We start from the raw sequence: 11,411 nt of genomic DNA on the forward strand, positions 1-11,411 counted from the left end.
CGCCGCGATACAGCGGTTTCACCACCCACGGCATCGCCAGCCAAAGGCCGATCACACCGAACAGGTCACCGCGTGGGATCCACTGCCATTTATCAAAGCCCACTTCCCAGATAATCCAGGCGAGCGTAATCCACATCAGCACCGCATACAGTGCCAGCGCGCTGCGCTGGTTACGGAACAGTAAAATTGCGGTAATGAGTAAGCCTACCGCCATCAGCGCATAGAAGGCGCTGCCGCCCAGCATTAACAGCTTGCCGCCCATGTACAGCAAGGTAATCGCCAGAATCGCGAGCACGATACTGGTTAGTTTGTTAACCATGCTAATCCCTCAACCATTTTCATCGAAAAACCTCAAAAATAACCCCACATAAAATCAACAGAATTTTAACGTACGTTACCGTTTAGTAAAAACCCGTTGCGAGGTGTGTCGTTAGCTCCGCTAATGAATGTAGTTTGGCTAATGGCTGCCAGCTACCGCCTCGTTCAATGTGTGACTGAAATCACGTTTCATTTTCTTTGAGAGAATTAATCATTAGTCAGGAAAATTCGCATTTTTTGATAACGGAAAACGGCGAGAGTGCGCGATTTGGTGGCTTTTGCGCCTGAGACATAACCTTGTGCAGATTTATTACTACGCCCGCTGTAGTTGAAAACTTACGCTGTTTTCTTTTTACCCGGGAAACGTTATGAAAATCACTTTATTAGCCAGCTCATTGTTGCTCCTTACGGTTACTTCACACGCTGCCAGCAACCAACTGATCGTTGGCGATCAAAAAGGTAATGCTCGCGCAGTGATGTCCGCCGCCGGCGAGCTCAACAATGTGCCATATGAAATCAAATGGTATGAGTTCCCCAACGCTGCGCCGCTGCTGGAGTCGCTCAATTCTCAGCATCTGGATGCCGGATTGGTCGGCGATGGTCCGCTGTCATTTGCCGTGGCGGCGGGCGCGCAGATCCGCGCCATTCAGGCATCGCAATATCTCGGCAATGCCATCGTGGTGAAAAACAACAGCGCCCTACACAGCATCGCCGACTTAAAAGGTAAAAAAGTGGCGACGGTAAAAGGATCGTCCGGACAAAATATGGTGCTGAATGCGCTGCACGAAGCGGGTTTGCCAGACGACAGCGTCAGTTTTGTCTTTACTACGCCGTCGGAAGCGACGCTGGCGCTGGATAATGGCGCGGTGGATGCGGTGGCAACCTGGGAACCCTATGTGTCGTTTGCGGTGGCGCAATCCGGCGATCGTATCGCCATCGACGGCAAAAACTCTCCAGTTTCAAATTATCTGGTGGCGACCGATAGCGCCATCGCCAGCAAGCGAGAGCAGCTCGCAGACTTCCGTCAGCGCCTGATCCGCGCCCGCGCGTGGGGCGTGGCGCATCCACAAGCGTACGCCAGCGAGATCGCCAAACTGCTGCGTCTGCCGGATGCGGTGGCGCTGAGCAAAGTACAGCGTGAAAACAACGCGCCGGTAGAAGATTACGCCTTGGTGGAAAAACGCCAGCAATTGGCGATTGATACCTTCACCCGCGGCGGCCTGATCAAACCCGGCTTAAAAGCCGACAAACTGGTGGATGCCTCCTTCTTTAACGCAAACGGGGCCGCCAAACCATGATGAACCTGGCGCTTTACCTCGACTCCGGCATTCATCAGGGCGGCTGGCGTCATCCCGATTCGGCCGCGACCGGCGGCAGTAACTGGCCGCTGTATCGTAAAATTGCCCAGCGCGCCGAAGCCGCGAAGCTGGACATGATTTTTGTCGCGGACAAGCTGGCTATTGATGACGTTTATGGCGGGCATCTGGCGCACACCGTGCAACATCGTCAGGTTGGTTGGTCTGAACCCTTAACATTATTAGCCGCACTGGCGGCGGTGACTGACCACATCGGACTCGGCGGCACGGTTTCCTCCTCCTATTCGGTGCCGTATACCACCGCGCGTCAACTGGCGAATATCGACCACATCAGCGGCGGGCGCGCAGCGTGGAATGTGGTCACCTCGCTGAGTCATGCCGAGGCGCGCAACTTTGGCCGCAGCGAGCATTTCAGCCATGAGGATCGCTATCGCCGCGCGGCCGAATTTATCGATGTCATGAAAGCGCTGTGGGACAGCTTTGAAGAGGACGCGCTGATTCTGGATAAAGCCCAGGCGCTTTTTGCCGATGCATCGCGCTTCCATCGACTTGATCATCAGGGTGAATCTTTCGACGTGCAGGGCCCGCTTAACCTGCCGCGCCCGCCGCAAGGTCATCCGGTGGTGATTCAGGCTGGCGTCTCAGAGGCCTTTATCGATCTGGCGGCGCAACAGGCGGAAGTGCTGTTTGTGGTGCAGCCTAATCGGGAACGCGCGCAGCAGTTCTACCAAACTCTTAAACAGCGTGCGCAACAGTATCAGCGTCAGCCCGATCAACTGCGTATTCTGCCTGGCATGGTGCCGATTGTCGGCAGCACGCAGCGCGATGCCGAGGAGCGTGCGGCATACCTGAAATCATTGATCACCGTGGAATCGGGCCTGAGCTTTGTCTCGGCCAGCATGAATATCGATTTGTCGCAGTACCCGATTGACGGTCCGGTGCCGGATCTGCGTGAAAAGATCACCGGCAGCAAAGGCCGTTTCCAGTATGTAATTGCCAGCGCCATTGAGCAGAACCTAACGCTGGGTGAGATGGCGAAACGCTACGCGGAAAGCTTGTCCTTCCCGGCGCCGACCGGCACAGCGGATAGCATTGCGCAGCAGATGATTGACTGGTATCAGCATCAGGCCTGCGACGGTTTTGTCATTTTGCCCACCTACATTGATGAGAACGAAGATCGCTTCCTCGAACAGGTTGTACCGCGCCTGCAGGACGCGGGCGTCTTCCGCAGCGACTATCAACCGGGCACGCTGCGCGATCGTTTAGGCTTAGTAAAGCCGGAAAATCGCTTTCACAGTTAGACATTAATTGAAATAACTTAATAGATCATAAAAGTACCGCTGCGATTATTCCTGGCAACGATTATCGCAGCGGTGCGAATAAGCGCATCTTTATTACACTTTCATTTCCGATTTTCATATTTAAGCTTTTTTAAATTGATTAACTATTACGACCCAATACCTTTTTGAGAGTTTCCTCAGCCTGCTATCCCCAATTGAGCGTGATATAAATCACATAACTGCTCTGCGGCAAGCCCGCTATTAAAAAGAAGGTTATGATGATTAGCGCAGATTTCTTTTATCGTAAATTACGTTTTCCTTTTAAACTCACACACGCTGCTTTTAAGTTTCCGGTTGCCAATGCGCGTGCCCGGCAATATCAGGTGATGTCGCCTGAGCAAACCATTGACCTGCTGCTCAACAACGACAAGCTCTCCTTAAGCCGCTATGGCGATGGCGAACTGGAAATGACCTTGTTCAAAAATATCGGTTTTCAATCTTTCGATGAACGTCTCTCTATTCGTCTTAAAGAGATATTACGTCGCGCAAGCCAGCCGAAGAATCCCTGCTTATTGTGTATGCCGGATGCTTTTCGCGGCACCTCGAATATGCGTTTTGGTTCGGCCTTATTCTGGTTTTTTCATAAAGCGTTTTATTTCCGCCATTATGAAGCGTTATTAAAGAAAGATTATCGCTACGGTAACACCTCCGTTACGCGTCCCTATCATGACTATAAGGATAAGCAACAGGCTGCTCGCGTGTTTAATAAGTTCCGGCAACTGTTCAGCGACAAAAAGATATTAATTGTTGAAGGCAGCGGCACGCGTCTCGGCATCGGTAACGATCTGCTTGATGGCGCGCGGGAGATTAAACGCATCACCACACTCAATCGCAACGCCTTCTCGGTCTACAACGATCTCTACAGCGCCGTCCTGGCGCATGCACGCGATTACGATATGGTGCTGATGTCGCTCGGCCCTACCGCAACGGTGCTGGCTTACGATCTCAGCCAGCATGGCATTCGCTGTATTGATACCGGCCACATTGATATCGAGTATGAATGGATGCGCAGTGCCGCGCGTGACAAGGTGCAGGTGGCTGGCAAGAACGTCAATGAAGTGGGTGTGTTGCTCAGCGACGACGCACGCGACGCCGATGAGCATTATCGTCAGCAGATTTTGCTGCATGTCGGGCTGCAACAGGAAGCGGTGCTGTCGGCGATGGTAATGCATCCGCCGGTCTAGTCCACATCGCAAGCAATCGCAAAAACAGGGTATTTTGAGATTGCTTGCGATGACGTTGTTACCTTTCGCGCTTTTTCAGCCACTCTTGCAGCTTGCGCAGTGAAACAGGCGCCTGATACACCGTTCCTTTTCCCTCTTTCAGTGGACGCAACAATCCCTGTTCGGTGAGGCTTTTCAGGCGCGCACGCGCGGTGTTATCCGCGATGCCGAGCCGCGATTTAATCCCGGCAGAACTGAGTAACGAACCCGGCGCATTCAGCGCGATTGCCATGATATCCAGCTCACCTTTGGCTAAGGTCATATTCTCTTCCACCCACGTCACCAAACGCTCCCGCTCTTGGTGCAGCGTGGCGATTTGCTCGGTGAACGCATTAACCGCACGCATTACCACTTCACATTGAAACTGGACGAAATAGGTCAGATCCATCTCATCGGTTTCGCTGTACAGATAGGAAATGCCGTACTTTACCGCTGCGGCTTTCAACAGTTTGCTGATGGAGATATAGCGGAACGCGCTGTAACCGTGACGAATCAGATGATGGTAGAACAGCCCACGCGCGGTGCGTCCATTGCCATCATTGAAGGGATGAATGTAGCCGATGGCAAAGTGCATTACGCAGGCGACCAACAACGGATGCGTGCCCTGCTGCTCCAGCCAGACAACTTCAGCGCATAACGCGTCTAACAGGCTATTCAGCCGCTGATAATCCGGCGGCTGATGAATGATTTCGCCATCCCGCCCGGCAACAAACACATCGTTATTGTCACGCACGGCGCCGGGCCGATATTTGTCATCATTAATGCCAGCGCAGGCGATGTGATGAATTTCCAGAATATCGGCGCGTGTTAACGGCGCATCACCTAACGTGGCAATGTGCTGCATCAGCCGCCAGTTACCCATGATCATGCTTTCATCTTCGTTGCGCGGCTCACGCCCCACCGCCAGCAGCTCCATCGCCACACGCGAGGTTGTCGCCGCGCCTTCCAACTGACTGGAAGAGATCGCCTCTTCCATGATCAGCTGAGACATCAGGTAAGAAGCCGCGTCCTCATCCGTCGGTTCGCCATTGCGGGCGAATGTCATGCGATCGACCGTCGACATCGCCGCCGTGATTTTGGCCGTGAGGTTACAGGTCACGGTCTGATCGGCGATGACAAAATGCTGTGCGCCACTGCGGCGCTTGAATTTCAGTGCGCTCCACACCTTTTCACGCGTCAGGCGATCACTCACGCGGCGATACAACTCATCGAAATGCAGATAGCGCTCATCCCACTCGGCATGACTAGCGAGGAGCGAATTAATCTCACTGATACTCAACGAATCAATAAGTTGAGCAGGCGGACGACGCAGTTTCATCTCAAGCAATCTCAAAAACAGTGTATTTTGAGTTTACTTGAGATTAGCTGAGACGACAAATGGCGTTTACAGCGCGGTTAGCTGCCGTGTCGCTGGCAGAATGTGCGGAGATCGGATGACTGGAAATCGGCCAGATTCGCCATCAGCTTCTCCAGCGGCCAGTTCCACCAGGCAATCGCCTGTAGCTGTGCAGCAATATCCGCCGCGAAACGCGCACGGATCACTTTGGCTGGCACGCCACCGACAATGGTGTAAGGCGGTACATCTTTCGTCACCACCGCACCCGCCGCCAGTACCGCGCCGTCACCCACCGTTACGCCCGGCAGTACGATCACACCATGCCCAATCCACACATCATTGCCAATAATCACGCGATCGGCGCGACGCTCGGCAAAGAAGCCATTATCGCGCTCCGCCTGCCCATCGTAGTATTCCGGACAGTAGGTGAAACGGTGCTGCGAGGCGCGATCCATCGGGTGATTGGGCGCGCCAATCCGCACATGATTGGCAATGGCGGTAAAGCGTCCAATCTGCGCATCGGCGACGCAGCAGTGTTCTCCCAGATAGGAGAAGTCGCCCAGTTCGCTGTATTCGATATAGGTTTCGGCCAGCACTTCACAATGCGCGCCAATCTGGCTTTCGCGCATGCGCACGCTGGGATCGATAACGGTGTGTTGCAGTTTTGCCGGTTGCACAGCAGCGAGTGCCATAATCAAAGCTCCGTGTGGTCAGATGTCTGGATAAGCGGTTGCGACTGGGCAACCGCGAGCCATCACGCTACAGCGACAAGATGACAGAAATGCTATTGTGCGCATCTGCAATGGGCGATTTGAGGAAAGGGAATGAGAACACCGTGGTCAATACTGGCGCTGTTGTGGTCAGCCGGACAGGCATCCGCCGCGCTGCCCGCCGACATCAAAGCCGGTGATATTGTGCAAGTGCAGTTAGCGCAACTCCATCCGACGCAGGCCGCGATTGGCTATCGTCAGCTGGATTACAAACAGCATCGTTATGAAGCCGAACCGAAAAAGCTGTTTGATGATTATTGCGAAAGCATGGGTCAGAAAGGCGTCGATAAATTCGATAGTAAATCACGTCTCTCGCAGCCCAGCAGCTTCAGTTGTAAAGCGCCGGTCGGCAGCGAACCTGGCCCGATGAAAACGGCGGTGATTGCACCGGATAATGTGCTGTATCTTACCGATGGTCATCATACTTTCAGTAATTTCGCCGATATCGCCGGTCTTAATACGCCGGTGCAGGTACGCATTACCAATGACTTCCGCAGTTTGAAAACCATGTCCGCCTTCTGGCAAAAAATGGAAGCGGCACATCTGGTGTGGCTGGACACGCCATCCGGCAAAATTAAACCGGATGCGCTGCCGAAAGAGCTGGGTCGCCAGCATATGCAGAATGATGAATATCGCTCGCTGGTCTATTTCGTGCGCGATATTGGCTTTGATAAAGAGCAAAATCCGCCGCCGTTCCTTGAATTCTACTGGGGCAAATGGCTGGAAACGCAGCTTCCGCTGAAGAACTTTGACCTCAGTAATAGCAGCGGTTACGCCAAAGCGCTTGAAACCATCGCTGAGAAGATGACCAGCGTGCCGAAAGACACGGTAATTGCGCACAGCGATAGCGGCCCGCTGACCGCGGATCGACTAGGCGCACGCAAGAAAGTGAACGAGAAGAAGCTGGAAAAGCTGGTCTCCGACAACGGCAAATTGACGTGGGCCTTCGCCCAATAACCTTCGGTCGCCATAAATGGCGACCCTACAAAAGATTGGCGCGTTTTTCGTAGATTACGCTTAATCAGCGCCTAGCCAGACGTTAAATCAACTCGCAGTTTTTCACATCCGCCGATGGCGCTAACAGGTTTTTATCAAAGGCACGCAGTTCCACAGCATCACGAATCCGCATCGGCCAGTCGGGATTCGCCAGTGCGCTTTTGCCAATCGATACATAATCCGCGCCCTGCTCCAGCGCCTGCGCCGCCGTGCTGGCATCACTTAACGAACCATTAGCGATAATCGGCAAATTCTGTGCCGCCTGGCGTGCAATTTGCACCAGCGACAGCGGTGAATCGGCAAACGCTGGCTGCAGCGCGTCATATTCCGTCAGGTGCAGATAATCCACGCCAGCCTTAGCGATCGCGGCGAACACCTGACGCGCGCCTGCTTCGCCTTCACACCATTTATGCTGGAAATCATTCACTTTGCCCTGCGAGAGGCGAATTCCCAGCGTAACATCATGCCCTACGCGCTGGCGCACCGCAGCGATCACCGCCAGCGTCAGAGATAAACGTGTCACGATATCGCCGCCCCAGCGATCGCTGCGCTGATTGGTGTAATCGGTGAAGAACTGGTCAAGCAGATAGCCATTTGCGCCATGAATTTCGATGCCATCAAAACCCGCTTCGCCGATTGCCCGCGCCGCCGTATGCGCAAAGCTGTCGATCACCTGCTGGATCTGCTCTTCATTCATTTCACGCGGCAGCGGATAGGCGCCATGACCGTGATAGAAACCGAGCTGTTCTCCGCGAGGCTGTATCGAAGAAGGCGCGAGCGTGTCTGCTCGATAAATGTTGCCCTGCGATATCGCCCCGGCATGCATCAACTGCGCAATGATTTTGCCGCCATGCTGATGCACCCGATCGGTGATTGCGCGCCAGCCGGCGCTCTGTTTAGCGTTAATCAGCCCGGCCTGAAACGCATAGGTTTGTGACCAGGCTTCATCGATATAGATGCCTTCGGTGATGATGGCGCTAAAGCCGCCGCGCACGAAGCGCTGATAATAGTGCTGCATACGCTCGCCCGGTATGCCGTCGACGCTGGCGGAGATGCGCGTCATTGGCGCCACCATGATGCGATTCTTCAGCGCCAGCCGGTTCAGTGTCCCGCTCTGAAAAAGATGTTTATCACTCATATTGCTCTCTGGATGCCGATTAGCTACAGAGCGCAGTATATTCGGTCGCCACAGGGACAAAAATGGCCGATGATGATACGTCTGTATAACGGAAATCGTTACAATGAACTCTAAGGATGTTGAAGTATTCCTGATGGTCACCCAGACGCGCAGCCTGACGCAGGCCGCGCGGCGACTGAACACCACGCCGATGACGGTATCGCGCCGACTCGCCTCGCTGGAGGAAGATCTCGGCGTGCGGCTGCTGCATCGCACCACTCGCGCCATCGCGTTAACGGATGAAGGTGAAGAATTTTTGCCCTACGCCAAAAATCTGACAGAGACCGAACAGAGCGCGCGTAATCTATTCTCGCCGGATAAACAAGGCGCCACCGGCCAGCTGCGTATCACCGCGCCTTCTGGCTTTGGCCGCCGCACCATTATTCCGCTGCTGCCCGCGCTGATGGCGGAGAATCCCGAACTGAAGATCGATTTCCAACTCAGCGATAACGTCACTGATATTGTTGGGCTCGGCTACGATGTCGCCATTCGCATCGCACCGCTGCGGGATTCGCGTTTAGTGGCGCAGCGACTGGCGGATAATCCGCGCGTGCTCTGTGCCTCTCCAGACTACTTAGCGCGCTTCGGCACCCCACAACTGCTGGCCGATTTGCATCAGCATAACTGCCTGCGTTTATCCGGCGTGCCGCAATGGAGTTTTATGGTCGACGATCATATTTCCAGCGTCAGCGTTGAAGGCCGTTTCAGCGGCAGCAATGTGGAAGGTGTACGTACCTTATGCGTGGCGGGCAGCGGCATCGCTCAGCTCTCTGCGTGGGATGTGCAGCAGGAATTGGCTGCCGGTGAACTGATTGAGATTGGCTTGCGAGATGCGCAACCGCAGCTGCTCGGCGTCTGGGCGCTATTTCCCACCGCGCGCCAACTGCCAACGCGCGTCACGGTCTTTCTGAATGCCCTGAAACAGGCGATGGCGAGATAATTCAGAAAAAGCTAACGGCGATCGTGGCTATAGTTATTCACTCATTGAAATCACGGAGGCCAACAGTGAAACCTGAAATTCATACGCTTGCTTCAACTGAGATTTACCGTAACCGCTGGTTAACCTTGAAAGAGGATAGAATTCAGCGCGCCGATGGCAGCGAAGGCATCTATTCGGTGATTGAGAAAAATGATTTTGTGGTGATTTTGCCCGTTGAGGATGACCACATTTACGTGGTTGAACAGTTCCGCTATCCGTTAGGTGAACGCACCATTGAACTGCCACAAGGAAGCTGGGAACTTGCGCCCGATTCCGCGCCTGAAGATCTTGCCGCTGGCGAGTTATTAGAAGAAACCGGTCTGATTGCCGGGCAGCTTGAACACGTGGGTTATCAAAAATTAGCGCAAGGCTATTCCGCGCAGGGCTATCACATTTATCTGGCGCGCAACCTGAGCTATCAGGGACAAAATCTCGATGCAGAAGAGGTTGGATTAACCGCGAAGAAAATTAAAATCGATGCGTTTCTTGAACTGATTCTGGCAGGAAAGATAACCGACGCGACATCGGTGACCGCGTTTCTGTTGGCGCGGGCGAAAGGGTTAATCGACTGATCTATCGACTTTATTCCAGGTGCGCATTAATGTGCACCCTACGAATACAACATTGATGTAGGGCCGCCATTCATGGCGACCCATAACAAAGATTACGCCGCAGCAATATCCGCTAACACCGCTTCTGCCAGCGCCTTATCCACCGCTACGCCATCAATAAACAACTGACGCTGTTCACCCGGTGGCAACGTAACGTTCAGCGTTTGCCATGCTGGCTGGAAGCTGCCTTTGCGCTGCAAGTTGAGGTGGATTGCCTCAGCATCGCTGCGCATTTCCCAGTTGAGCCACAGCGCATTGCCCTGCTGATAACCCCAGCTTTCGCCATCATCCTCAAACAGCACACCGTGGCTGACGCCTTTGCCTTTGAGCGGGAACAGCTGCAAAGTGCGGCGATCGTCAGTTTTTGCATCAACATGACGCAGGCGCTCGCTGAGCGGTAAGCCCGCGCCGGCGCGCACCAGCATCGGCTGGGTTTCCAGCGGTGCTGCCAGCGTGATCCATTGACCGCCGCTGTACCATTGCTGGCTGGCGAAATCATACCAGCCGGTTTGGTTGTCAGGCAGCCACAAGCGACGTTCGCGCTGACCGGGTTCGACTACGCTGGCAACCAGCAGATCGCGGCCCAGCATAAACTCATCGCACTCGGCGAACGTCTGCGCATCCTGTTCATGATCGAGGAAAGTCGGACGCAGCATCGGCTCATCGTCAGCATGCGCCTGCCACAGCAGCGTATAGAGATAAGGCAGCAGACGATAACGCAGTTCAATTGCGGCGCGGATTGCAGGCGTGGCCGCTGGATACATCCAGGGTTCATTGACGGTGTGATCGTCATTCCACGAGTGAATAGTGAAACGCGGATGCATCACGCCGTTCTGTACCCAGCGCACAAACAGTTCTGCATCTGGCTTATCGCCGGAGAAGCCACCCACATCATGTCCCACGTTGTACAAACCGGACAGGCTCATACCCAATCCCATGCGGATGTTGTAGCGCAGCGTGGTCCAGTTGGTGCGGTTATCGCCACTCCAGGTTTGCACGTAGCGCTGCATACCCGCGCAGCCCGAACGGGAAATCAGGAACGGGCGCTTTTCTGGCGCGAAACGCTGCTGCGCTTCCATAGAGGCGCGCATCATTAGCAGCGGCATCACCGGGCGAATGTGCTTGATGGCAATCGGCGTACCGAAACCGTGGCAGCGTGCTTCGCCATCCCACACTTCATATTCGTTGTTATCGTTCCAGGTGGAATCGATGCCCTTTTCCAGCAGCTGTTTGGTGACGTTTTCCTGCCACCAGGCGACGGCTTGCGGATGGGTAAAATCGAGATGTGAACCTTCGTCATCCCAGAACACCGAACGTTCAGGCGCATTTTCTTCGGAGTCACGGA

The 11,411-nt window shown here is 54.2% G+C and carries 10 protein-coding genes and 1 pseudogene; 6 read left to right on the top strand and 5 right to left on the bottom strand.

Going from position 1 to position 11,411, the window contains the following annotated elements:
* Positions 1-319, bottom strand: a pseudogene (locus RTY00_RS10495) (membrane-bound PQQ-dependent dehydrogenase, glucose/quinate/shikimate family); the annotation flags it as partial.
* 367 nt (positions 320-686) lie between these two features.
* Between RTY00_RS10495 and RTY00_RS10500 the strand changes: the two are divergent.
* The 3 genes from RTY00_RS10500 (at position 687) to RTY00_RS10510 (ending at position 4,158) form a co-directional block, all read left to right on the top strand.
* Positions 687-1,616, top strand: a complete 930-nt coding sequence (locus tag RTY00_RS10500) for an aliphatic sulfonate ABC transporter substrate-binding protein (RefSeq protein WP_312664384.1) — start codon at positions 687-689, stop codon at positions 1,614-1,616.
* Positions 1,613-2,935: an LLM class flavin-dependent oxidoreductase gene (locus RTY00_RS10505; protein ID WP_312664385.1), complete on the top strand. Its 1,323-nt coding sequence runs from the start codon at positions 1,613-1,615 to the stop codon at positions 2,933-2,935. Before RTY00_RS10500 ends, RTY00_RS10505 begins: the two co-directional genes overlap by 4 nt.
* A gap of 257 nt (positions 2,936-3,192) precedes the next feature.
* Entirely contained in the window at positions 3,193-4,158 is a 966-nt protein-coding gene (locus RTY00_RS10510) for a GT-D fold domain-containing glycosyltransferase (protein ID WP_312664393.1), read from the top strand.
* Positions 4,159-4,216: 58 nt separating this feature from the next.
* On the opposite strand, the gene RTY00_RS10515 is transcribed toward RTY00_RS10510, so the two are convergent.
* Positions 4,217-5,515 (bottom strand): Fic family protein, encoded by a 1,299-nt coding sequence (locus RTY00_RS10515; protein WP_312664386.1) that lies wholly within the window; start codon positions 5,513-5,515, stop codon positions 4,217-4,219.
* Positions 5,516-5,592: 77 nt separating this feature from the next.
* Positions 5,593-6,225: a DapH/DapD/GlmU-related protein gene (locus RTY00_RS10520; RefSeq protein WP_312664387.1), complete on the bottom strand. Its 633-nt coding sequence runs from the start codon at positions 6,223-6,225 to the stop codon at positions 5,593-5,595.
* Positions 6,226-6,357: 132 nt separating this feature from the next.
* Here RTY00_RS10520 and RTY00_RS10525 point away from each other — a divergent pair, with 132 nt between their 5' ends.
* Positions 6,358-7,260, top strand: coding sequence for a ParB/Srx family N-terminal domain-containing protein (locus RTY00_RS10525; RefSeq protein WP_312664388.1), 903 nt, complete (start codon positions 6,358-6,360; stop codon positions 7,258-7,260).
* Between the two features lie 82 nt (positions 7,261-7,342).
* Here RTY00_RS10525 and RTY00_RS10530 read toward each other — a convergent pair whose 3' ends face one another.
* Positions 7,343-8,437, bottom strand: a complete 1,095-nt coding sequence (locus tag RTY00_RS10530; RefSeq protein WP_312664389.1) for an NADH:flavin oxidoreductase — start codon at positions 8,435-8,437, stop codon at positions 7,343-7,345.
* Between the two features lie 103 nt (positions 8,438-8,540).
* Here RTY00_RS10530 and RTY00_RS10535 point away from each other — a divergent pair, with 103 nt between their 5' ends.
* Positions 8,541-9,416 (top strand): LysR family transcriptional regulator, encoded by an 876-nt coding sequence (locus tag RTY00_RS10535; RefSeq protein WP_312664390.1) that lies wholly within the window; start codon positions 8,541-8,543, stop codon positions 9,414-9,416.
* A gap of 65 nt (positions 9,417-9,481) precedes the next feature.
* On the top strand, positions 9,482-10,027 hold the full coding sequence (locus tag RTY00_RS10540; protein ID WP_312664391.1) for an NUDIX hydrolase: 546 nt from the start codon (positions 9,482-9,484) through the stop codon (positions 10,025-10,027).
* A gap of 92 nt (positions 10,028-10,119) precedes the next feature.
* Here RTY00_RS10540 and RTY00_RS10545 read toward each other — a convergent pair.
* On the bottom strand, positions 10,120-11,411 hold a 1,292-nt coding region (locus tag RTY00_RS10545), incomplete at its 5' end, for a TIM-barrel domain-containing protein (protein WP_312664392.1).

Source organism: Pantoea sp. CTOTU49201 (assembly GCF_032054795.1).
Classification (GTDB): Bacteria; Pseudomonadota; Gammaproteobacteria; order Enterobacterales; family Enterobacteriaceae; genus Pantoea; species Pantoea symbiotica.